Consider the following 22,763-nt stretch of genomic DNA (forward strand, 5'->3'; position numbering starts at 1 on the left):
TGCCTGTGAACCCTATTCCAACAACACCGCTGACCTCTGTGGGAGCCGGGCTTGCCCGCGATGCAGGCGACTCGGTGCATCAGTTGCGCCGCAGCGATGCCATCGCAGGCAAGCCAGCTCCCACACAGAGCAGATTTCACTTGGCCTCTGCGTACTGCGCGCTGGCACTGGCCGTGAGCCTGGCCGGTTGCGCCGGCCTGCCCGACCAACGCCTGGCCAATGAAGCGCTGAAACGCGGCGACACCGTCACCGCGCAGCAGAATTACCAGCAACTGGCAGACCTGGGCTACAGCGAGGCCCAGGTGGGCCTGGCCGATATCCAGGTCGGTACCCGCGACCCGGCGCAAATCAAGCAGGCCGAAGCCACTTACCGTGCAGCGGCAGACACCTCGCCGCGTGCCCAGGCACGCCTGGGTCGCCTGCTGGCGGCCAAGCCTGGCGCCACTGAGGCCGAGCACCATGAAGCCGAAAGCCTGCTGAAAAAAGCCTTCGCCAATGGCGAAGGCAACACCCTGATCCCGCTGGCGATGCTGTACCTGCAATACCCGCACAGCTTCCCCAACGTGAATGCCCAGCAGCAGATCAGCAAATGGCAAGCGGCCGGTTACCCGGAAGCCGGCCTGGCCCAGGTGCTGCTGTATCGCACCCAAGACACTTACGACCAGCACCTGGATGATATCGAGCGCATCTGCAAGGCCGCGTTGAACACCACCGATATCTGCTATGTCGAGCTGGCCACGGTCTACCAGAAAAAAGCCCAGCCGGAACAACAGGCCGAACTGCTCAAGCAAATGGAAGCCGGCTACAGCCGTGGCACAGTCACCGCCCAGCGCGTCGACAGCGTCGCCCGCGTACTCGGTGATGCCAGCCTCGGCACGCCGGACGAAAAGACCGCTCAGGCATTGCTTGAAAAAATCGCCCCCGGCTACCCGGCGTCCTGGGTCAGCCTGGCGCAGCTGCTCTACGACTTCCCCGAACTGGGCGATGTCGAGCAGATGATGAAGTACCTGGACAACGGCCGCGCCGCCGACCAGCCGCGCGCCGAATTGCTGCTGGGCAAGCTCTACTACGAAGGCAAATGGGTGCCGGCCGACGCCAAGGCCGCCGAGGCGCATTTCGAAAAAGCCGTGGGCCGTGAAGTGGCCGCCGATTACTACCTCGGCCAGATCTACCGCCGTGGCTACCTGGGCAAGGTCTACCCGCAAAAGGCCCTGGACCACTTGCTGACCGCAGCGCGCAACGGCCAGAACAGCGCCGACTTCGCCATCGCCCAACTGTTTTCCCAAGGCAAGGGCACCAAGCCCGACCCATTGAACGCCTATGTCTTCAGCCAGTTGGCCAAGGCCCAGGACACGCCAGAGGCCAATGACCTGGCCACCCAGCTCGAAGCGCCGTTGACCCCTGAGCAACGCGCCGAGGGCCAACGCCTGGTGCAACAGGAACTGGCCGCCCGCGGCACCCTGGCCCAAAGCACGCTGCAACTGCACGCCCTGCAAGAAGAAGACGGCGAGGAATCCCTATGAAGCTCAACCCATTCGTCAAGGCCGGTATCGGCCTGTCCTTCGCCCTGCTGTGGTCGTGCCCGACCCTGGCCGCGCTGACCGAAGCCAAGAACTTCGGCCTGGAAGTCAAAGCCACCGCGCAGTCCGAAGACGACCGCGACCTGGGCACCCAGAAAGGCGGCGACGTCAACGGCATCGGCCTCGACCTGCGCCCGTGGATCTACGGCGAAAGCGGCGCGTGGAGTGCCTACGCCATGGGCCAGGCCGTCGTGTCCAGCGACATCATCGAGACCGACACCCTGCAACAGTCGGCCGATGACACCACCGAACAATCGAGCAACGACGACCGCAAGGCCAAGAAAAACTACCTGGCCCTGCGCGAGTTCTGGGTCGGCTACAGCGGCTTCACGCCCTACCCCGGCGAGATCCTCAAGTTCGGTCGCCAGCGCCTGCGCAATGACGACGGCCAATGGCGCGACACCAACATCGAAGCGCTGAACTGGACCTTCGACACCACCTTGCTCAAGGCCAATGTCGGCGCCGCCGAACGCTTCAGCGAATACCGCACCGACCTCAAGGAACTCTCGCCGGTCGACAAAGACCGCCAGCACTTCTACGCCGACGCCGCCTACCAGTGGACGCCGGGCCAGTGGATCGGCCTGCGCGGCCACCACACCCACGACGACGGCAAGCTCGATTACGCCGAACCGGGTGTCGCCAGCGACCCGTTGGACAAGCGCGAAAACGGCGACCTGACCTGGCTCGGTATCGAAGCCAACAGCGATGCTTACAACTGGCGCAACACCAACACCGTCAACTACTGGGCCAGCATCACCGGCATGCGCGGGGACCGCGACAAGGTCAACGCCTTGAACGCCGACGGCACGCGCCCCACCAGCGCCAAGCGCAGCGATGACCTCAGCGGCTGGGCCACCGACATCGGTGTGCGCCTGCGCCTGGACCCGCAATGGCAAGTCGGCGCGGCCTATTCCCGTGCCAGCGCCGAATACGAACAGAACGGCCTGCAAAGCAACCGTTCGAACTGGACCGGCACCCAGTCGCGCCTACACCGCTTCGGTGAAGCGTTTCGCGGCGAGATGAACAACATGCAGTCCATGAGCCTGTTCGGTTCCTGGCAGCTGCGCGAGGACTACGACGCCAGCCTGGTGTACCACAAGTTCTGGCGCGTGGACGGCAACAAGCCGGTGGGCAGCAACGGTATCGATGCGGTGCAGAACAACACCGACGACGTCACCGGCGCGATCCTCTCCAGCACCTCCCTGCCGCTGGAAGATGGCAAGAAGGACCTCGGCCAGGAGATGGACCTGGTGGTCACCAAGTACTTCAAGAAAGGCTTGCTGCCCGCCGCGCTGAGCCAGTCGATCGACGAGCCATCGGCCCTGGTGCGCTTGCGTGCCGGCGTGTTCAAGCCGGGCGACGCCTATGGCAGCCAGGTCGACTCCTACATGCACCGCGCGTTTGTCGACGTGGTCTGGAAATTCTGATGGGAGCCTGCGCCATGAATGCTCAAAGCCTACTCGTCGCGGCAATGCTGATGGCCAGCGCCACAGCGTTTGCCGATACGGCGGCCAAGGCGCCGATCATCGCCAAGGAACTGCAACAGGCCAAGACCTACACCATTTCCAGCCCGCCCACCGCGCCGCTGGAAATGGCCAAGCCGGCGCTGCCCGATCTGTCGGGCTACACCGCCGCGGCCATGGAAAAGAAGATCATCAAGACCAAGGCGGGCAAGATCAGCATCCGCCGCATGATGCAGGAAGACGCGCTCAAGGACTTTATCGGTGGCGATAACAAGATGGCCGAGTGGGTGGTGCGCCAGCATGGCATTCCTCAGGCAATCTTTGTCGACGACGGCTACATGAACCTCAAGGACCTGCTGGGCAAGGTGCCAAAGCAGTACTTCAGCGAGACTTCGCCAGGAGTGTTCCTGGCCAAGCTACCGATTGTGGTGGGCCGCAAAGGCATCCTCGATATCGACAAGAACACCCAGGAATTGCGCCTGTCCCAGCAAGCCGGCTCGTTTTTGATCAACGACGGCCAGTTGTTCGTACGTGACACCAAGGTCACCGGCTGGGATGAAAAAACCAACGGCCCTGCCCTGTTCAAGTCGCCCAAGGAATTCCGCCCGTTCCTGCTGGCCTGGGGCGGCACTGAGACCTATATCTCCAAGACCAAGATGGCCAGCTTCGGCTACGCCAACAGTAAGTCCTACGGGGTGAGTATTTCCCAGTACACGCCGAACATGGCCAAGGTGCTCAAGCGTCCTGAGCCGACCGGTTGGATCATCGACTCCGAGTTCTCGGACATGTGGTACGGCTTCTACTGCTACGAGACCACGGGCTTTGTGATCAAGGGCAATACCTACAAAGACAACATCGTCTACGGCATTGACCCCCATGACCGTTCCCACGGCCTGATCATCGCCGACAACACCGTATACGGCACCAAGAAGAAGCACGGCATCATCATTTCCCGGGAAGTGAACGACAGCTTCATCTTCAATAACCGCAGCTACGACAACAAGCTCTCGGGCCTGGTGATCGACCGTAACAGCGTCAACAACCTGATCGCCGACAACGAGATCTACCGCAACCACACCGACGGCATCACCCTCTATGAGAGCGGAGACAACCTGCTGTGGGGCAACAAGGTGATCAGCAACCGTCGCCACGGTATCCGCGTGCGTAACAGCGTGAACATCAAGCTCTACGAAAATACCTCGATGGCCAACGGGCTGACCGGCGTGTACGGCCACATCAAGGACTTGACCGACACCGACCGCGACATCGCCCTCGACCCATTCGATGCCAAGGTCTCGCTGATCGTGGTGGGTGGTGAACTGGCGGGTAACGGCAGCGGGCCGCTGTCCATCGATTCGCCGTTGAGTATCGAGTTGTATCGCGTGTCGATGCTGGCGCCGACCAAATCCAGCGGTATCAGCTTCAACGGCATTCTTGGCGAGCGCCAGGAAGAAATTCTCGACTTGCTGGTGCGCCAGCAGAAAGCCGTGCTGATCGACCCTGTCGAACGCCAGACCGAAATGCAGGACTGAGGATGACTCTTATGCACCCACACATGATCAAACTGTTGAGCCTCTCGGGTCTGACCCTCGGCCTGCTGGCGGCCAGCCAGGGCGTGCGCGCCGATGAAGTGAAAGCACCGACCTTCACTGCCGAGCCGTGCTGCAGCCTGTGCCCGGCCGCCCATGATGCGAAGAACTACACCACGCGCTACCAGCAGAACTTCACCACCCTGGTACAAGCCCAGGGCGATTGGTTGTTCCGTACCCAGGAAGACCTGCGCACCGAATTCGACACCACACCGGCCGGCTACAAACGCATGCAGCAATTGCACGATGCGTTCAAGGCCAAGGGCGTGGAACTGGTGGTGGTCTACCAGCCAACCCGTGGCCTGGTGAACCGCAACAAGCTCAACCCCGAGGAAAAGGCCAAGTACGATTTCGACAAGGCCCTCACCAACTACAAGACCATGCTCGGCCGTTTCGCCAAGATGGGCTACGTGGTGCCGGACCTGTCGCCGCTGACCAACGAGCAGTTGCCGGACGAGCTGCCGGCTCACGACTTCTACTTCCGCGGCGACCAGCACTGGACCCCCTACGGCGCCCAGCGCACGGCGAAGATCGTCGCCGCCAAGGTCAAGCAGATGCCGGAATATGCCGAGATTCCCAAGCGTGAATTCGAGACCAAGCGCTCGGGCCGCATGGGCAAGACCGGCACCCTGCACAACATGGCCGGGCAACTGTGCGGCACCAGCTATGCGATCCAGTACATGGACCAGTTCACCACCGAGCCCAAGGGCGAAGCCGGTGACGGTGACCTGTTCAGTGATTCGGGCAACCCGCAGATCACCCTGGTGGGCACCAGCCACAGCGGCAAGAACTACAACTTCGCCGGTTTCCTCGAAGAAGAAATCGGGGCCGACATCCTCAACGTCGCCTTCCCCGGTGGTGGCCTGGAAGGCTCGATGTTGCAGTACCTGGGCAGCGACGAGTTCCAGAAGACCCCACCGAAGATCCTGATCTGGGAATTCTCGCCGCTGTACCGTCTCGACCAGGAAACCATCTACCGCCAGATGATGGCGCTGCTGGACAACGGTTGCGAAGGCAAGCCTGCACAGATGTCCGCCAGCACCACCCTCAAACCCGGCAAGAACGAACTGATGGTCAACAGCGCGAACAAAGACCTGCGCAACGCCAACCATCAGGTCGATATCCGCTTCGCCGATCCATCGGTAAAAACCTTGCAAGCCACCCTCTGGTACATGAACGGTCGCCACGAGGACATCAAGATCGAGAAACCCGAGACATCCGATACAGACGGGCGTTTCGCCTTTGAACTGCGCACCGATGAAGACTGGGCCTCGCAGAACTTGCTGGCCGTGGAAGTGCAGGGCCCGGAAAAGGGTGCTGCCGCGCAGAAAGTCGAAGCGAAAATTTGCACACGCAACGTATTCCCAAGCGGTGGTCAACAGACCGCTTCAACTGGGCAATGAGGTTACTTATGCAGAAGCTATTGATTCCATCGTTACTGGGCCTGGCGATCTTCGCCGGGGCAGCCAACGCCGCCGCGCCGCTGCGCCCGCCCCAGGGCTATTTCGCACCGATCGAAGCGTTCAAGACCGGCGACTTCAAGGAAAACTGCGACACCATGCCGACGCCCTACACCGGGCCGTTGCAGTTTCGCAGCAAGTACGAAGGTTCGGACAAGGCGCGCTCCACGCTGAACGTGCAGTCGGAAAAAGCCTTCCGCGATAGCACCGCCGACATCACCAAGCTGGAAAAAGACACCAGCAAACGGGTGATGCAGTTCATGCGCGACGGTCGCCCGCAGCAGCTCGAATGCACCCTGAACTGGCTGGTGTCGTGGGCCAAGGCCGACGCACTGATGTCCAAGGACTTCAACCACACCGGCAAGTCCATGCGCAAATGGGCACTGGGCAGCATGGCCTCGGCCTATGTACGCCTGAAATTCTCCGAATCTCACCCGCTGGCCAACCATCAGCAGGAGTCGCAACAGATCGAAGCCTGGTTCAACAAACTGGCCGATCAGGTGGTGAGCGACTGGGACAACCTGCCCCTGGAAAAAACCAACAACCACTCTTACTGGGCCGCCTGGTCGGTGATGGCGACCTCCATCGCCACCAACCGTCGCGACCTGTTTGACTGGGCCGTGAAGGAATACAAGGTCGGTGTGAACCAGGTCGATGACCAAGGCTTCCTGCCGAACGAATTGAAGCGTCAGCAACGCGCCTTGTCGTACCACAACTACGCCCTGCCGCCGCTGTCGATGATCGCCAGTTTTGCCCTGGTCAACGGTGTGGACCTGCGCCAGGAAAACAACAGCGCGCTCAAACGCCTGGGCGACAAGGTGCTGGCCGGGGTGAAAGATCCGGACATCTTCGAGCAGAAGAACGGTAAAGAGCAGGACATGAAGGACTTGAAGCAGGACATGAAATTCGCCTGGCTTGAACCCTTCTGCACCCTCTACACCTGCGCGCCGGATGTGATCGAGCGCAAGCACGGGATGCAACCCTTCAAGACGTTCCGCCTGGGTGGCGACCTGACCAAGGTGTACGACCCGGCGCACGAAAAAGGCAACAAAGGCAGCTGATACATAGCTCCCGGTTGGACTCGGTCCAACTGTGGGAGCTGGCTTGCCTGCGATAGGGGTCTGACATTCAACATTGATGTCGACTGATACACCGCCATCGCAGGCAAGCCAGCTCCCACCGTTAACCCGGTTCCTTCAGTGAGATTGCAATACAACCCTCCCGAATTTCGTGGGGGGGTTTGGGGGGGCTCTGGCCCTTGACTGTTGGTTAAACATGGAGAGATCGGGATGGTTTTCTCGTCCAATGTGTTCCTGTTTCTGTTCTTGCCGATCTTTCTCGGCTTGTACTACTTGAGCGGGCAACGCTATCGCAACCTGCTGCTGCTGATTGCCAGCTACGTGTTCTACGCCTGGTGGCGAGTGGACTTCCTGGCGCTGTTCGCCGCCGTCACGCTGTGGAATTACTGGATCGGCCTCAAGGTCGGTGCCGCCGGCGTGCGCACCAAGCCGGCGCAGCGCTGGCTGCTGCTCGGCGTGGCCGTCGACCTGTGCATCCTCGGCTACTTCAAGTACGCCAACTTCGGCGTCGACAGCATCAATGTAATGATGAAGTCAGCGGGCCTGGAGCCGTTCATTCTCACCCACGTGCTGTTGCCGATTGGTATCTCGTTCTACATCTTCGAGTCCATCAGCTACATCATCGACGTGTACCGTGGCGATACCCCGGCGACCCGCAACCTGATCGACTTCGCGGCGTTCGTGGCAATCTTCCCGCACCTGATCGCCGGCCCCGTGCTGCGTTTTCGCGACCTGGCCGACCAGTTCAACAACCGCACCCACACCCTCGACAAGTTCTCCGAGGGTTGCACGCGGTTCATGCAGGGTTTCATCAAGAAGGTATTTATTGCCGACACCCTGGCGGTGGTGGCCGACCATTGCTTCGCCCTGCAAAATCCCACCACCGGTGACGCCTGGCTCGGCGCGCTGGCCTACACCGCGCAGCTGTACTTCGATTTCTCCGGCTACAGCGACATGGCCATCGGCCTGGGCTTGATGATGGGTTTCCGCTTCATGGAAAACTTCAAGCAGCCATACATCAGCCAGTCGATCACCGAGTTCTGGCGGCGCTGGCACATCAGCCTCTCTACCTGGCTGCGTGATTACCTGTACATCACCCTGGGCGGCAACCGCAAAGGCACGCTGACCACCTACCGCAATCTGTTCCTGACCATGCTGCTCGGTGGCCTGTGGCACGGCGCCAACATCACCTACATCGTGTGGGGCGCCTGGCACGGCATGTGGCTGGCGATTGAAAAAGCCATCGGCCTCAATACTGCGCCGCGCAGCTTCAACGTGTTGCGCTGGGCCTTCACCTTCCTGCTGGTGGTGATGGGCTGGGTGATCTTCCGCGCCGAAAACCTGCACGTCGCAGGCCGCATGTACGGTGCGATGTTCAGCTTCAGCGAATGGTCGCTGTCGGAACTCAACCGCGCCAACCTTACCGGCCTGCAAGTGGCAACGTTGGTCGTGGCCTACGCAACCCTGGCGTTCTTCGGCCTGCGCGATTTCTACACCAACCGCCCAGCCGACAAGACCAAGCCGGCCGATCCGAGCCTGATCAAGGCGGTACCGGGCGACAACCCAGGCAGCATTCACGAGCCCGGTTTCAGCGTGGGCCGTGACGCCGCTGTGCAACCGGCCTACTGGACCGCTGACTGGCCACGCTACGCCATGCGCGCTGCGGTGCTGCTGCTGTTCGTGGCGTCGATTCTGAAACTGTCGGCGCAGAGTTTCTCGCCGTTCCTTTACTTCCAATTCTGAGGGAGCCGACCATGACCCGTTCATTACGCGTCCTCTATATCGGCCTGTTCCTGGTGCTGCTGCTGGCACTGGGGGCGTGGTCACTGCGCAGCTTCTTTGGCTTCAGCACCAACGCTGATGCCACGGTGCTTAACGGTCGCTGGACCAAAGCCGTCGAGACTCACTATGACGAGGAGTTCCCGATCAAGCGCCTGGGCACCAACCTGTGGGCAGCGCTGGACTACAAACTGTTCAATGAAGGTCGCCCTGGCGTAGTGCTGGGCCGCGACCACTGGCTGTACAGCGACGAGGAGTTCAATCCCGCCGTCAACGAAGACCAGAACCTTGAGGGCAATTACGCGCTGGTCGAAGGCGTGCGCCAGAAACTCAAGGCCCAAGGCATCCAACTGGTTATGGCGATTGTGCCGGCCAAGGTGCGCCTGTACCCGGAACACCTGGGTGAGGTGAAGCCGGCGAGCATCCACGCCAACTTGTACCAGGACTTCCACGCCCGGGTCGCCGCCGACAACATCCCGGCTCCCGACCTGCTTGGGCCGCTGCAACAGGCCAAGCTGGGTGGCAAGCAGGTGTTCCTGCGTACCGACACTCACTGGACTCCGGACGGTGCGGAAATCGCCGCCAAGCAACTGGCCAAGGCGATTGCCGACAAGACCCCGCTGAGTGGCGAGCCGCAGCGTTTTGTCACCGAGGCCGAAAAGATCGAGCCACACAAAGGCGACCTGCGTCTGTTCCTGCCCCTGGACCCGCTGTTCGAAAACCTGATGCCGCCTAAAGAGCCGCTGGAAAAACGCGTCACGCACCTGGCCGAAGAAAAAGGTGATGACGCGCTGTTCAGCGACAGCGAAACCCCGGTGGCCCTGGTGGGCACCAGCTACAGCGCCAACCCCAACTGGAACTTCGTGGGCGCGCTCAAGCAAGCCTTGCACAGCGACGTGGTCAGCTACGCCGAAGACGGCCACGGCCCGATCCTGCCGATGCTCAGCTACCTCAAAAGTGACGACTTCAAGAACAACCCGCCCCAGCTGCTGATCTGGGAATTCCCCGAACGCTATCTGCCCGTGAATAACGAAATCGGTGACGCCGACCCAGCGTGGGTTGCGCAGCTTAAACAAGCCGGTTCGCGCCAACAGAACATGGCAATCAACACTAAATCCGAGACGCCCGACCGGGCGCAAAACTGAAAGAGAGGTAACTCACATGACTTTCACTACTACTCCTCGTCGTCTCGCCAAGACCCTGGCTATCGCTGCCGGCCTGAGCTTCGTATCAATGTCCGCCTTTGCCGGTGGTGACGCCGCCCTCTACGGCCCAACCGCTCCGAAGGGCTCCAGCTTCGTGCGCATCTACAACGCCAGCAACCAGGAAGTCAGCGCCACCGTCGGCGCCACCAACCTCAGCGACGTTGCACCGTTGGCCAGCAGCGACTTCAGCTTCATGCCGGGCGGTGACTACAGCGCCAAGGTCGGCAGCCAGACCGTGCCGGTCAAACTTGCCGCCGACCACTACTACACCCTGGTCAACAGCGGCAGCGGCCAGCCGCAATTGATCGAAGAACCGCCGTTCAAGAACAAGCAGAAATCCCTGGTACGCGTGCAGAACCTCAGCGACAAGGCCCTGAGCCTGAAAACTGCCGACGGCAAGACCGATGTGGTCAAGTCGGTGGCCGCCAAGGGCCGTGGTGAGCGCGAGATCAACCCGGTGAAGGTGAGTCTGGCGTTGTATGACGGCGACAAGAAGGTCGGCGATGTGAAGCCGGTAGCGCTGGAGCGTGGTGAGGCAGCGGTGCTGTATGTCACCGGTTCCGGCTCGAGCCTGTCGCCAGTCTGGGTGAAACGCCCGGTGTCGACCCGCTGAATGAATTTTCCTGGTCGGCTGCGGCCGGCCAGGATACGAGACAAAAACAAGAGTGAAACGACAAACCTTCGTAGCTCTGACCCAAACTGATTCAAGGAGAAACACCCATGATCCCAGTAATCCTTTCCGGTGGTAGCGGCTCACGTCTTTGGCCGCTTTCGCGTAAACAGTTCCCCAAGCAGTTCCTGGCCTTAACCTCCGAGCACACGCTGTTCCAGCAAACCCTGGAACGCCTGGTGTTCGAAGGCATGGACTCCCCTATCGTGGTCTGCAACAAGGACCACCGCTTCATCGTCAACGAGCAACTGAGCGCACGTAAGCTTGAATGCCAACGCATCCTGATGGAGCCCTTTGGCCGCAACACCGCACCGGCCGTGGCCCTGACCGCGATGATGCTGGTCAACGAAGGCCGTGACGAGCTGATGCTGGTGCTGCCCGCCGACCACGTGATCGACGACCAGAAAGCCCTGCAACGTGCCCTGGCACTGGCCACCGTGGCGGCCGAGCGTGGCGAGATGGTGCTGTTCGGCGTACCGGCGACCCGTCCGGAAACCGGTTACGGCTACATCAAGTCCACCAACGACTCGCTGCTGCCCGAAGGTGTGAGCCGCGTGCAGCAGTTCGTGGAAAAACCCGATGAAAAGCGCGCCATCGAGTTCGTCAAAAGCGGTGGTTATTTCTGGAACAGCGGCATGTTCCTGTTCCGTGCCAGCCGCTTCCTCGAAGAGCTGAAAAAGCACGATCCGGACATCTACGACACCTGCGTACTGACCCTGGAGCGCAGCGAGCAGACCCACGACACCGTGACCTTCGACGACGCCACCTTTGCCTGCTGCCCGGACAATTCCATCGACTACGCAGTGATGGAAAAAACCCAGCGTGCCTGCGTGGTGCCATTGAGCGCCGGCTGGAGCGACGTGGGTTGCTGGGCCTCGCTGTGGGCGGTCAATGATAAAGACGCCAACGGCAACGTGAGCAAAGGCGACGTGGTGATCCAGGACAGCCGCAACTGCATGGTGCATGGCAACGGCAAACTGGTATCGGTGATCGGCCTGGACAACATCGTGGTGGTGGAAACCAAGGACGCGATGATGATTGCCCACAAGGACAAGGTCCAGGGCGTCAAGCAGATGGTCAACACGCTCAACGAGCAAGGCCGCAGCGAAACCCAGAACCACTGCGAAGTCTACCGTCCGTGGGGCTCCTACGACTCGGTGGACATGGGCGGCCGCTTCCAGGTCAAGCACATCTCGGTCAAGCCGGGCGCGTGCCTGTCGCTGCAAATGCACCACCACCGCGCCGAACACTGGATCGTGGTCAGCGGCACCGCCGAAGTCACCTGTGACGACAACGTGTTCCTGCTCTGTGAGAACCAGTCCACCTACATCCCGATCGCCTCGGTGCACCGCCTGCGCAACCCGGGCAAGATCCCGTTGGAGATCATCGAAGTGCAATCGGGCAGCTACCTGGGCGAAGACGATATCGAGCGGTTCGAAGATATCTACGGGCGCTCGACACCGGTTGAACGAGGTGTTTCGGTGAAAACTATCGCGCAATAAAACAGTCGTACAAGAAGCCCTCGCCCAGCCCATTGCGTCCCCTATCCGCAGTGGGTTGGGTGGGGGCTTTTTGTTTGGGCCTTTGTGGTCAATTTAAAGCCATCATTGGCCCTTACCCAATACCGGCCAACGCCATGGGCTTATATTTTAATCGGCGTTTTCCCATGAGAAATAACGCGTTTGACCATTACACGGTCAGGACCAGCGGGGTACTCCAAAGGAATTGCAAACTTCGTCTCCACATAAAAAATATGTGGGTTATGAGAGCTTTGGATAACGTTCAACCCCGACGTATTGATTTCATAGTAGTGCGACATTTTATCCAACGCATTTTGATATTTACGCTTCCCAAAGATGGTTTCGGAAATCTTTTTGGTCGGCATATCTCCTGGCGCCAAGTCCGTAAAGTAATGCCTGCCTTTACCTTGGGGCAGACGTTGACCATCAAAATCTGACGCTGAAGAAGTAAGGGCTTTCTCACCCATGATTTCGTGATGAGGATTTTTCCCGGTGTAGTGATAAAAAACATTCTGACCTTTTACCGGTGGATCCAGCAGCGCCTTTAAACCGTCAGGGACGCCCTCCACTCTAGGTTGCTTATTGGCCGGTTGAGCACTTGTCGCGTTATTCGTGTCGACGTTGCCTGAAAAGCTGCCTTGGTCCAACGGACGCTTGTTCGGCCGGGATGTCCCCGTAGCAGTGGGAACCCCGCCCGGCAATCGGCTCAATCGCCACTCACCGTTACCCGCGGACCCCAGAAATGCTTGAACCCTATAGAGCTTCGACGTCGTCAATGGCGCCTGAGGATCCACGATAGCGACCCGCCCGTCACGTGCGTGGAAGGCCGAATCAATCTGATACACCTTGTTGACCCCGGTACTGTCGGTATAGCGCACGTAAAAATTATCGCCCACGTTATAGGTACCGTCCGGCCTCAAAATGCGGCCTTTGATGACATCTTCCGACACGGAGAAGGCGCTCAGATCAAGGTTTGGACTCGTGCCGGCCGTTGGTGCTCTGGCGATGACTGGAGGGGCTGGCGGCACCACCGGGCTTTTGAACACCGGCCGCAACGGCACGGCATTCACATTGGGAATACCAGAGGCGGCCATCGTGAAATCCGAGTAGACCGCACGCATCGCGCCCGGACTTTTGAGCAGCCGCGGCAAGATTCGAGCATTGGCGCGCAAGGCCGTCACGCCAGCCTTTCCTAAGCGAACCCCCATGGAGATGCCTTTTCCGAGCACTGGCAACAAGTCGAGGAAGATGGAGGCCACCTCAATGCCGAACTGAACCTTGTTGATTCTCGATTGATACGCAACCTCTGCGCTGCTGACGCTTTGGTGGTCCGCGTGATCGATGAGCAACTTCACTTTCTGCTTGTACAGCTCATCCTGAAAGTTGCCATCGAAGGGCTTGAGTGTCACGGGAGCGCTCGTCAATTTGAACGCAGCGATGAACACATCCAGCGTGCGCATTGGATCCTTCGTCACATCTAATGCCCGTGCCTTGCCTGCCTCGAAAGCTTTAGCCACGTCATTTTTATCGACCGGTGACGTTCTGCTCGCGGTGTAGAGCCTCCACTCCTTTTTCTCCATCAACGCGTTCAGGGCATTCACATCCGCCAATTCGCGAAAACACACGCCGTCGGGCGCATTCGGCGTGCACAGTACAAGCGAGGCGTCTGTGTCATTGCCAATCACCATCGCGCCCTGAACCGGCAACCCACGCTGAATAAGGGCACTGGTGACAATTTTTTTCCCATCCACCAGAGGCCGGTCAGCCGGGTCCGGGTAGTCAAGAACCGCCGCGACCCACTGCGCCCCTCGTTTGGTACTGGTGTCTTGGGTAGCGTCTATGTTGTAGGTATTGGGGTTGAGTGCTGCGAGAAAAGCCTCTTTATCCAGCATGTCGCTCAGGTGGGTTTTCCACGCTTTGCGGACGTCGCCGGCAGCACCCGACTCGGCATCCGTGGCCAACTCCTTTTTAAGCAGCTCGGTATAGGCGCCTCCCACATCGGCAGTGTTGACCAACGCTTTGAGCTGCTCGGTATCCAGGACGACCTGCTTGCCATCGTCGCCCAGCAGAGGGTTGCCGTGAGTATCGGTCAGCGGCAGTTCGAAGGTGGACCGGCTGAAGTGGCCGTGTTGGACGGCTGGAAACTCACTGGGGTTTTTCAGCGCCAGATCAGTCAGCGATACGCGGTGGTGCTTGACGGTGAGCGTATGACTGCTGCTTTGCCCGCCAGTGTGAGGATTGGACCTGGTTTTCACCCGCACCATCAGCTTGTCCGCATCGACCTGCGCAGCGGGGAACTGCCGTTTGATCGCTTCGTTCATCCGGTCGCGGGAAAAGCTACCCAGAGAAGGAAGGGTTGCCAGCGATGACGCCAGCGCATTTGCACTGCGGGCCTCGGAGTGTTCCAGGTAATCAAACAACGCTTCCTGGGCCGGGCTCAGGTTTTTCAGCCACTCGGGGGCCAGCTTGTCAGCCAGTTGTTCATCTCGCGCCGCCATGGCGTTTTCGCCACTGAGCAGGTACGACCAGTCAGCGGCATCATCCATGCGCTTGAGTGCTCCCGGCTCTGTCGATACCCGGGCGAGATTCGCAACGACTTCCTCCTGCTGACGCTTGAGCATCCAGGGGATGCCTTCGGCCAGCACATCCCCCGTCAAGGGTTCGGCGCTCAACATCACATCGTCGCCAGAAGGCAGTTCCGACTTGTTTTGTAACGACAACGGCAGTGTTTGCAACAGTAGGTCCGCGTCGGCGCCCCCCTCATCAAGGCGCGCTGCAATCGCCTGGCGCGCCAGGGCTGGCGTCGCAAACTGCTCGAACCCCTCACCCGGGGTGTACAGCACGACCGGCCCATTAGTCTCATCGAGTGCCAAGGTCCGGCCTTTGGTCCAGACGGGGGGCGTGGCCCCGGAACCGTCGGTGCTGGTGATTAGGAAGCAGCCCGCCATCAAGGCTCCCCGCTCGCTACCGTCATCAACGGTAAGCGGGTAGACACCAGGGCGTGCGCCATTGGGGAAGACAGCTTCCCGTTCAGCCAGCGTGGGGTATTGCAGTGCTGCGTCGATCAACCGCTTGCTCGCCGCGCTCAGTGTTCCATCGCTCACGCGCAATGCCGCCAGCGTCGACAGTTGTTGCTTGTGCAAGGTCAACAACTGGTCTTGAGGGGCCTGCAGAACCTGAGGGTCTTTCAACGTCGGGCGGGGGGTTGTCCAGAAGGTTTGAAGGGCCATCGGAAACTGCGTGACCATGCGCTGGGCAATCGTATCCAGTGTCAACTGTGGCGTGACGAGGGTGCCCGGGCTAGTGTCCGTGTCCGGGGTAAAAATGCCGGACTGTTCAACATCGTCAACGACGGGCTGCTGGCCAGGATTGGCCAGCAAGGTCGCAACCTTCCTGTTCAAGGCGTCCAGCACCGGCTCGGACGACAGTGTTTTGATAGAGCCATCGTCCTGCTCGACCCAGCGCTTGAAGACCAGGTCTTGTGGCTTCAGGGTCGACATGTACGGAAACATTTGGTCCACTTGCTGGCGCAGGAAGTCCTGGAAGCTCGGTTGCTCACCGTGCAAACGCTGCATGTCGCGGGACTGAAGGGCGTGTTGGGTGACAAACGCCTCCTGATTGGTAACCTTGAATTGCTGCATGAGCCGTGGGTATTCCACCCCGACCGGGGGTATGCCGGCCGAGGTGGGAAGAGGAATACCGTCCGGCGCGTAGGTCAATACCGGTGGCAGGTGAACAGGGGGTTGCGCAGATGTTTCAACGGCAATATCGGTTTGGGTGGCCAATGCGTTTGGGGCAACAACGCTTTGTGGGGGGGAAAGGTGGGTCGAGTTTTCGGTCGCTGCAAACATGAAATAAACCTTACATAGAAGAGTTGAACGTCGCCGCTACCTCCCTGTAGGTCGTCAGATAAGTGGACGTTCAATGCGCTCCGGTTCCTGTCCCGAATGTAAGCTCAAGTAGCAGAACGCTGTGAGCTCTGCTGAAAATGCAAGACCAAGTACCAGGGCACTGTACGGTCCTATTGATTGAAGTGAAAAACACCTGCCTGGCGTACAGCCCCTTCCCCTCGAACATGCGCTGGAACATGCCAGTCATGTACTGGGCACCACTCGAGTCCTCACCCTGGCTGCTCAGGACCTATACACCGAACACCAGAGCTACCTGAATTGGGCCAGCTTGCAATTAGCCGAAACCGGCTTGGCCTTGGTCGAGGCCCACATCGAAGGTTTGCAGGTGGACGCTGCTGATCAGTAAGTAAGTCATCGGGAGCAAGCCCCCTCCCACATTTGAATGTGTTCACAAATCAAAGGTGGGAGGGGGCTTGCTCCCGATGAGGCCCGCACGGCCACCACAGCACTCAAGTTAACCAATCCCACCTACGCTTAAGTTAGGATGCTCGTTCCCCATTCGAGGTGGTCTCCATGTTCTTCGGCGTTCTCCTGATCATCACCTGGCTGATCCTGCTGCTGCGCTACCCGGCGAAGGCGCTGCCGGTTTCGCTGGCGGCTGCCGTCGGCCTGGGTTTCGTCGCCGTCTGGGTGGTGTGGCTGGACAACCGCGAAGCCGCGCAACTGGCACGCCTTGAGTTGCGCATCAGCTATGCCCCGCAGGACTGCCCGGCCGACCGCCCACTGAAATTGACCCTGAACAACGGCAACGACGTGCCGTTGACCGAACTGCGCTGGCGCGTGGCCGCCTACGCGCCGGGCGACACGGTCAACCTGGCCGACAATGTCTACGCCGCCCCACGCTATCGAGGCCCCGGCGAGTTGCAGGCCGGGGCCACCTGGGACGATTGCCTGCCCACACCGCCACTGCGCCCCGGCTATCGCCCGCAAACCCTGGAATTTCGCGCCGAGCACCTGCAAGGCAGTTTCTCGGACTGACAAAGGAATGATGCATGCCCAACGTACTGATCACCGGTTGCTCCAGCGGCATCGGCCGCGCCCTCGCCGACGCGTTCAAAGCCGCAGGCTTCAACGTGTGGGCCAGCGCCCGCCAGCCCGATGACGTCGCCGCCCTCGCTACCGCTGGCTTCAATGCCGTGCAGTTGGACGTCAATGACAGCGCCGCCTTGCAACGCTTGGCCGAACAAATGGGCGAACTGAATGTGCTGGTCAACAACGCGGGCTACGGCGCCATGGGCCCGTTGCTCGATGGCGGCACCGAGGCGATGCGACGCCAATTCGAAACCAATGTATTTTCCATCGTTGGCGTCACCCAGGCACTGTTTCCCGCGTTGCGCCGCAGCAAAGGACTGGTGGTGAATATCGGCAGCGTTTCCGGGGTATTGGTGACGCCGTTCGCCGGCGCCTACTGCGCATCCAAAGCCGCTGTCCATGCCTTGAGCGATGCCCTGCGCATGGAACTGGCACCGTTTGGCGTGCGGGTGATGGAAGTGCAGCCCGGTGCGATCAATACCCATTTTGCGAAGAATGCCGGGGCCCAGGCCGAATTATTGATCAACGAAACATCGCCCTGGTGGCCGTTGCGCGAAGGCATTCGGGCGCGCAGCCAGGCCTCCCAGGACAAGCCAACCCCAGCCACTGAATTTGCGGCGGATGTGCTCAAGGCCGTGCAGCAAGCGCAGCCACCGCGTCTGCTAAGGTCGGGCAATGGCAGCCGGGCGTTGCCATTGATGGCGGCGCTGTTGCCCAAGGGGTTGCTGGAGAAGGTGTTGAAGAAGCGTTTTGGCTTGAGTGGTGTGTTGTAAGCAAGCGTGAAGCCTACCTGTCAAAACCCGGGATGAGTGCCATAATCGCTGGCTGCCTCTAGAAACTGACTGGCCCCACAAGGGTAATGCGATGGAAATCAGAAAAATTCGACTGAATAACGTCGGTCGTTTTACCGACTTGGAAGTCGCCTTTGCGCCTACCGAAAAACATGCGTCGAAAGTGACGGTGTTTGTGGGGAACAATGGGGCGGGAAAAACAACAATTCTCAGGTCACTGGCCACCTCCCTTAGCTGGTTGGTTGCAAGAATTCGATCAGAAAGCGGCAGCGGTAGCCCGATAGAAGAAAGCGCCTTACATAACGGTTCAAACGTTGCGTCAATCTCTATTGAGGCTGAAGAGCTATTTGTCGACTTCCATTGGTTACTGGCAAAGTCCAGGCGGGGGCGGAAAACAAAGGTCGCTAGCGAGCTCGCCGATACGTCGGCCTTGGCTAATGTTTATAGGGACAATTTAACGCATGACGAAAACGCGTCTGTTCCCCTCATTGCTTACTATCCAGTCGAACGTTCAGTACTTGAAATTCCCCTGAAAATAAAAACCCGGCACAGCTTTAGCCAACTGGACGGTTACGACAACTCGTTAAACCGGGGTGTCGACTTTCGCCGCTTTTTCGAATGGTTCCGGGAGCGAGAGGATAGCGAAAACGAAACCGGCATTTCGGCCGGCGCATTAGCAGAAGTGCAAAAAATTATTGGCACACCAGAAAGTCAACTATGGAAATTCCTGGAACAAGCACACGCCTCATCTCGCGATCGACAGTTAACAGCCGTCCGTTCCGCCGTAGGAGCGTTCATGCCAGGTTTCACTAACCTGCGTGTTCAGCGTCGACCACATTTGCACATGGCAATCGATAAATGCGGCCAAACGCTGGATGTCTCACAATTATCACAAGGCGAAAAGTCCATGATGGCCTTGGTTGGCGATATAGCTCGTCGTCTTGCCATGATGAATCCCTCCATGAAAAATCCGCTACATGGCTACGGCGTCGTACTCGTCGACGAGGTAGACCTTCATCTGCACCCTCAATGGCAGCGCCGCCTGATCCACCAACTCACTGAAACCTTCCCCAACTGCCAATTCATCCTGACGACCCATTCCCCATTGGTGATCAGCGATACCAAGGACGTCCTGTGCTACGTCCTCGACGATGGCGAACTTGAGGAGCGCACCGGTCTATACGGCCTTGATGCCAATCAGGTACTGCTCAGCGTCATGGACACAGATATACGCAACAGTGAAGTTCAGTCTCGACTGGATCGCTTGCTGGAGTTACTGCAAGACAAAAAGCTGAAAGACGCCAAGGCACTGTTCCAAGAGCTGTCCACTGACCTGCCTCCTGGCCATATCGAACTGACCAAAGCCGCCCTTCTGATTCGCAAACTGGAGTTGCGCAGTGCGTAAGATCACCAAAGGAAATGAACCGGCAGAATTGACGAAATGGATACGCGACAATCCGAAAGGTCGCTACTCCGATCTAACCCACGAAGAAAGAAACAGTATTCGCCAGGCTTGTATCGAAGAGCAGCATGGTTTGTGCGCGTATTGTTGCCATGCAATTACCCAAGAGACCGCCCATAACGAACACGTTGCGGCCCGAGAGACCCACCCCCATAGGACGCTCGATTATTCAAATATCGTCGCCAGTTGCAACCGCAGCAAACAGTGCGGCAAAGCTCATGCACATCAGGCACTGCCACTGACATCCTTGATGGACGAATGCGAAACCGAACTGAAATTTTATCTATCAGGCCGTGTGGAGGGTTTGAGCCTCAGGGCAATCACGTCAATCCAAGTGCTGAACCTTGGCGACCGCCGTGAAAACAATCGCACGCTGTTCAGCGCCAGAAAATCCATTCTTGATACGCTGCTCTTCGACTATGGAATGGAAGGCAATGAACTTGAAGCCGAAGACGCAGAGCTTATGAAGATGCTACTGGAAGACTTAAGGCTGCCCGATGCGCAAAATCGACTGAAGCCTTTTGCCCCCGTCCTCGTAAATGTCATCCGTCAACTAACCAACTGATACTACCCCTTCATAAAATCAATAAACGCCCGCACCTTAAGCGGCAAATGCCGGGTATCCGGATACATCGCGTAGACCCCTTGGGGCGCGAAGCGATGGTCCGCCAACACACGCACCAGCCGTCCCGCCTCCAAATCCTCCTGCACAAGCCACTGTGGCAAGATCGCCACACCGTGGCCACGCACCGCAAACGCCTGGAGCACCGCCGCACTGTCGGCCACCAAGGCGGCCGGACCTGCGCGGTATTGATGCCCATCGCCGGCAGGGTCGGTCACGCTCAACTCCGTCAAGCGGCCATGGCCCAGCCTGGGCACCTGCTCCAACTCCTCCAGGGTCTGAACGCCCGCAAACGCTGGCGCCGCGACGGCGAACACTTCAAACGTCGACAACTGCACCGCCCGATGATTGGAGTCCAGCAAGCGCCCCAGGCGAATAGCCACGTCAAAACGCTCGGAGATCAAATCGGCGTGGGTGGAGGATGTGGATAAGTGGATATTCAGGTCCGGGTGCAGGCGGCGAAACGCTTCCACCGCCGGGGCGACCACGGCCAGGGCATACTCGACGGTGGTGGTGATGCGCAGCGTGCCTTTGAGCTGCGCATGTTCGGAACGGGCCTCTTCCACCGCCAGGCGCGCCTCTTCGAGCATTCGTGTGCAGCGCAGGTAGAAGCGTTCGCCGGCATCGGTGAGCGCCAGCTGGCGAGTGTTGCGGGTCAGCAGGGTGACGCCCAGCTCCGCCTCCAGGCGCTTGAGGTTGAAGCTGACCACGGCGCGGGTCTGGCCGAGCAGATCCGCGGCGGCCGTGAGCGAGCCGGCCTCGACCACGGCCTTGAAGGTGTCGAATCGATCCAGGCTGACCATGGCCACGCCCTCCGTTTGTCAAAATATTTTTGACAAACTAACAGGCAAACCGACGTATCCCAAACCCTGCTTGCCGCCTACCCTGCGCGCTTCATTCGCAGGATCGCGTTCATGACCTACCGCTCGAAAATTGCCTGGATCTTTCTACTGGGTTTTGCCCTGGACCTGGTGAACATGTTTGTCGCCACCGTCGCCTACCCGGACATCGCCCGCGAACTGCACGCCTCGGTCACGCAACTGGCGTGGATCAGCAATGCCTACATGCTCGGGCTGACGGTGATCATTCCCTTGAGTGTGTGGCTGGCGGCGCTCATGGGCGAGCGCACCCTGATCGCCACCAGCCTGCTGCTGTTTGCCGGGGCATCGGTGATGGTCGGCCAGGCCGGCTCCATCGACGCGTTGATTGGCTGGCGCGCTGTACAGGGGCTCGGCGGCGGCTTGTTGATTCCGGTGGGGCAAGCCATGGCTTACCGACACTTTTCCGCGGCCGAGCGCAGCCAGTTGACGGCGCGGGTCATGTCGGTGGCATTGCTGGTACCGGCATTGTCTCCGGCGCTGGGTGGGGTAATTGTCGACAGCCTGTCCTGGCGCTGGATTTTCTACGCCAACCTGCCTCTGGCGCTGGTGACCCTGCTGCTGGCGCTGCTGTGGATAAAACCCGATGTGCCTTCCACCGTACGCCCGCCCCTGGACCTGGGCAGTATGTTCAAACAAGCCGCCAGCCCGATGCTGCGTGTGGCAATGCTGGTTTACCTGTGTATTCCGGGGATATTTATCGGCACCAGCCTGATCGCCATCCTCTACGTGCGTGACCTGGGGTATGACGCCACCCAGACCGGCGTGCTCATGTTGCCGTGGGCACTGGCCTCGGCAGTGGCGATTTACTTGAGCAAAAAACTCTTCAATCGCTGCGGCCCGAAACCTTTGCTGCTGGCGGGCATGGTGCTGCAATGCGGCGGCATCCTGTTGCTCAACGAGCCGGCGCTGATCATTGCGGCCTACGTCTTGATGGGCCTGGGCGGCAGCCTGTGCAGCAGCAACGCACAGACCCTGGCCTTTCTGGATATTCCCGCCGAGCGCATGGGCCACGCCAGCGCGTTATGGAACATGAACCGGCAAGTGAGCTTCTGCGTGGGCGCCGCCTTGCTCAGTGCAGTACTGTCGACCTTGGATTCCTTCGCCATAACCTTCACGATAGCGGCAGCTCTGACCCTGTTGCCGCTTTTCGCAGTGCTGCGTCTGGATGCGTCCAAGGTACGCAGGCTGCTTCACCCTTGCAGCGAGCCCAACCATGATTGACTACAGCGATTTTTTTGAAGAAGTGATCCAGACTCACGTCGAGATCGAACAATGGTTTGCCGGGGTTGCACCTGAGGGCACGCTGGAAAACCTGCTGGCACGCTTCTCACCGGAGTTCAGCATGGTCGCGCCGGCCACCGGCACGCGGGTCAACAGGGCCGGGGTTAATGCATTGTTCACGCGCCTGGGAGGGATGCGGCCGGGGTTGAAAATCACCTTGAGTGAAATGACCGGGATTGATCGTCATGCGCGGGGAGCCACGGTGACGTATCGCGAACATCAGGTGGATGACAGTGGCACCCAGACAGATCGCCGCGCCACGGTGGTGTTCGAGAAGCAGGCCAGTGGTGCGCTGTTGTGGCGGCACTTGCATGAGACGTTTATCAAAGCTTAACGCGGGCCTAAATGTGGGAGAGGGCTTGCCCCCGATGAGCATAGGTATCTACACAACTTTGTAGTCGCCAATGGTAACCACGATGCGAAGCGAGCCGCTCTTGC

General features: G+C 59.5%; 18 protein-coding genes. 16 read left to right on the top strand and 2 right to left on the bottom strand.

Translation table 11 applies throughout. The annotated features are described in order from the left end of the window. Positions 1-74: 74 nt before the first annotated feature. From algK to FW800_RS18010, 9 genes are all read left to right on the top strand, one after another. On the top strand, positions 75-1,523 hold the full coding sequence (gene algK / locus FW800_RS17970) for an alginate biosynthesis TPR repeat lipoprotein AlgK (protein ID WP_248091233.1): 1,449 nt from the start codon (positions 75-77) through the stop codon (positions 1,521-1,523). Continuing rightward, positions 1,520-3,007: an alginate export family protein gene (locus FW800_RS17975; RefSeq protein ID WP_446438149.1), complete on the top strand. Its 1,488-nt coding sequence runs from the start codon at positions 1,520-1,522 to the stop codon at positions 3,005-3,007. The genes algK and FW800_RS17975 overlap by 4 nt, the downstream gene beginning before the upstream one ends. Next, positions 3,007-4,575: a mannuronan 5-epimerase AlgG gene (gene algG / locus FW800_RS17980; protein ID WP_078820327.1), complete on the top strand. Its 1,569-nt coding sequence runs from the start codon at positions 3,007-3,009 to the stop codon at positions 4,573-4,575. The genes FW800_RS17975 and algG overlap by 1 nt, the downstream gene beginning before the upstream one ends. Before the next feature lie 11 nt (positions 4,576-4,586). Then, entirely contained in the window at positions 4,587-6,035 is a 1,449-nt protein-coding gene (locus FW800_RS17985; protein ID WP_228309362.1) for an alginate O-acetyltransferase, read from the top strand. 8 nt (positions 6,036-6,043) lie between these two features. Beyond that, the gene (locus FW800_RS17990) at positions 6,044-7,153 is read left to right on the top strand and encodes a mannuronate-specific alginate lyase (protein WP_005785006.1); all 1,110 of its coding nucleotides are present in this window, start codon (positions 6,044-6,046) and stop codon (positions 7,151-7,153) included. Between the two features lie 228 nt (positions 7,154-7,381). After that, positions 7,382-8,914 carry an MBOAT family O-acyltransferase gene (locus FW800_RS17995; RefSeq protein WP_032877692.1) on the top strand — a complete coding sequence of 511 codons (1,533 nt, stop codon included), beginning with the start codon at positions 7,382-7,384 and terminating at the stop codon, positions 8,912-8,914. A gap of 11 nt (positions 8,915-8,925) precedes the next feature. After that, on the top strand, positions 8,926-10,095 hold the full coding sequence (locus FW800_RS18000) for an alginate O-acetyltransferase (protein ID WP_103733352.1): 1,170 nt from the start codon (positions 8,926-8,928) through the stop codon (positions 10,093-10,095). 16 nt (positions 10,096-10,111) lie between these two features. Further along, positions 10,112-10,768, top strand: coding sequence for an alginate O-acetyltransferase AlgF (locus FW800_RS18005; RefSeq protein WP_005785001.1), 657 nt, complete (start codon positions 10,112-10,114; stop codon positions 10,766-10,768). A 107-nt stretch (positions 10,769-10,875) separates the two neighbouring features. Beyond that, positions 10,876-12,327: a mannose-1-phosphate guanylyltransferase/mannose-6-phosphate isomerase gene (locus FW800_RS18010; RefSeq protein WP_248131754.1), complete on the top strand. Its 1,452-nt coding sequence runs from the start codon at positions 10,876-10,878 to the stop codon at positions 12,325-12,327. A gap of 140 nt (positions 12,328-12,467) precedes the next feature. Here the strand turns inward: FW800_RS18010 and FW800_RS18015 are convergent, their stop codons facing one another. Further along, a complete protein-coding gene (locus FW800_RS18015) occupies positions 12,468-16,196 on the bottom strand; it encodes a dermonecrotic toxin domain-containing protein (RefSeq protein WP_446438150.1) in 3,729 nt (1,242 codons plus the stop codon). Positions 16,197-16,389: 193 nt separating this feature from the next. On the opposite strand from FW800_RS18015, the gene FW800_RS18020 reads away from it, so the two are divergent. From FW800_RS18020 to FW800_RS18040, 5 genes are all read left to right on the top strand, one after another. Next, positions 16,390-16,602: a DUF3077 domain-containing protein gene (locus FW800_RS18020; protein ID WP_446438158.1), complete on the top strand. Its 213-nt coding sequence runs from the start codon at positions 16,390-16,392 to the stop codon at positions 16,600-16,602. Positions 16,603-16,769: 167 nt separating this feature from the next. Then, positions 16,770-17,234, top strand: a complete 465-nt coding sequence (locus FW800_RS18025) for a hypothetical protein (protein WP_005784995.1) — start codon at positions 16,770-16,772, stop codon at positions 17,232-17,234. Positions 17,235-17,248: 14 nt separating this feature from the next. Then, positions 17,249-18,061, top strand: coding sequence for an SDR family oxidoreductase (locus FW800_RS18030; protein WP_446438151.1), 813 nt, complete (start codon positions 17,249-17,251; stop codon positions 18,059-18,061). 91 nt (positions 18,062-18,152) lie between these two features. Next, the gene (locus FW800_RS18035) at positions 18,153-19,484 is read left to right on the top strand and encodes an AAA family ATPase (RefSeq protein ID WP_446438152.1); all 1,332 of its coding nucleotides are present in this window, start codon (positions 18,153-18,155) and stop codon (positions 19,482-19,484) included. Beyond that, positions 19,477-20,106 carry a retron system putative HNH endonuclease gene (locus FW800_RS18040; protein WP_446438153.1) on the top strand — a complete coding sequence of 210 codons (630 nt, stop codon included), beginning with the start codon at positions 19,477-19,479 and terminating at the stop codon, positions 20,104-20,106. Before FW800_RS18035 ends, FW800_RS18040 begins: the two co-directional genes overlap by 8 nt. Before the next feature lie 2 nt (positions 20,107-20,108). Here the strand turns inward: FW800_RS18040 and FW800_RS18045 are convergent, their stop codons facing one another. After that, a complete protein-coding gene (locus FW800_RS18045; RefSeq protein WP_078820325.1) occupies positions 20,109-20,966 on the bottom strand; it encodes a LysR family transcriptional regulator in 858 nt (285 codons plus the stop codon). A gap of 111 nt (positions 20,967-21,077) precedes the next feature. On the opposite strand from FW800_RS18045, the gene FW800_RS18050 reads away from it, so the two are divergent. Further along, a complete protein-coding gene (locus FW800_RS18050) occupies positions 21,078-22,265 on the top strand; it encodes an MFS transporter (RefSeq protein ID WP_446438154.1) in 1,188 nt (395 codons plus the stop codon). Continuing rightward, positions 22,258-22,659 carry a nuclear transport factor 2 family protein gene (locus tag FW800_RS18055; protein WP_103733347.1) on the top strand — a complete coding sequence of 134 codons (402 nt, stop codon included), beginning with the start codon at positions 22,258-22,260 and terminating at the stop codon, positions 22,657-22,659. Before FW800_RS18050 ends, FW800_RS18055 begins: the two co-directional genes overlap by 8 nt. The last annotated feature ends 104 nt before the right edge of the window (positions 22,660-22,763 follow it).

It is taken from the genome of Pseudomonas sp. 910_23, assembly GCF_052850795.1.

What these genes read in the sequence shown, in the direction of transcription:
- FW800_RS17975 (WP_446438149.1), top strand. Translation starts at nt 1,520, where the DNA reads ATGAAGCTCAACCCATTCGTCAAGGCCGGTATCGGCCTGTCCTTCGCC.
- algG (WP_078820327.1), top strand. Translation starts at nt 3,007, where the DNA reads ATGGGAGCCTGCGCCATGAATGCTCAAAGCCTACTCGTCGCGGCAATG.
- FW800_RS17985 (WP_228309362.1), top strand. Translation starts at nt 4,587, where the DNA reads ATGCACCCACACATGATCAAACTGTTGAGCCTCTCGGGTCTGACCCTC.
- FW800_RS17990 (WP_005785006.1), top strand. Translation starts at nt 6,044, where the DNA reads ATGCAGAAGCTATTGATTCCATCGTTACTGGGCCTGGCGATCTTCGCC.
- FW800_RS17995 (WP_032877692.1), top strand. Translation starts at nt 7,382, where the DNA reads ATGGTTTTCTCGTCCAATGTGTTCCTGTTTCTGTTCTTGCCGATCTTT.
- FW800_RS18000 (WP_103733352.1), top strand. Translation starts at nt 8,926, where the DNA reads ATGACCCGTTCATTACGCGTCCTCTATATCGGCCTGTTCCTGGTGCTG.
- FW800_RS18005 (WP_005785001.1), top strand. Translation starts at nt 10,112, where the DNA reads ATGACTTTCACTACTACTCCTCGTCGTCTCGCCAAGACCCTGGCTATC.
- FW800_RS18010 (WP_248131754.1), top strand. Translation starts at nt 10,876, where the DNA reads ATGATCCCAGTAATCCTTTCCGGTGGTAGCGGCTCACGTCTTTGGCCG.
- FW800_RS18015 (WP_446438150.1), bottom strand. Translation starts at nt 16,196, where the DNA reads ATGTTTGCAGCGACCGAAAACTCGACCCACCTTTCCCCCCCACAAAGC.
- FW800_RS18025 (WP_005784995.1), top strand. Translation starts at nt 16,770, where the DNA reads ATGTTCTTCGGCGTTCTCCTGATCATCACCTGGCTGATCCTGCTGCTG.
- FW800_RS18030 (WP_446438151.1), top strand. Translation starts at nt 17,249, where the DNA reads ATGCCCAACGTACTGATCACCGGTTGCTCCAGCGGCATCGGCCGCGCC.
- FW800_RS18035 (WP_446438152.1), top strand. Translation starts at nt 18,153, where the DNA reads ATGGAAATCAGAAAAATTCGACTGAATAACGTCGGTCGTTTTACCGAC.
- FW800_RS18045 (WP_078820325.1), bottom strand. Translation starts at nt 20,966, where the DNA reads ATGGTCAGCCTGGATCGATTCGACACCTTCAAGGCCGTGGTCGAGGCC.
- FW800_RS18050 (WP_446438154.1), top strand. Translation starts at nt 21,078, where the DNA reads ATGACCTACCGCTCGAAAATTGCCTGGATCTTTCTACTGGGTTTTGCC.
- FW800_RS18055 (WP_103733347.1), top strand. Translation starts at nt 22,258, where the DNA reads ATGATTGACTACAGCGATTTTTTTGAAGAAGTGATCCAGACTCACGTC.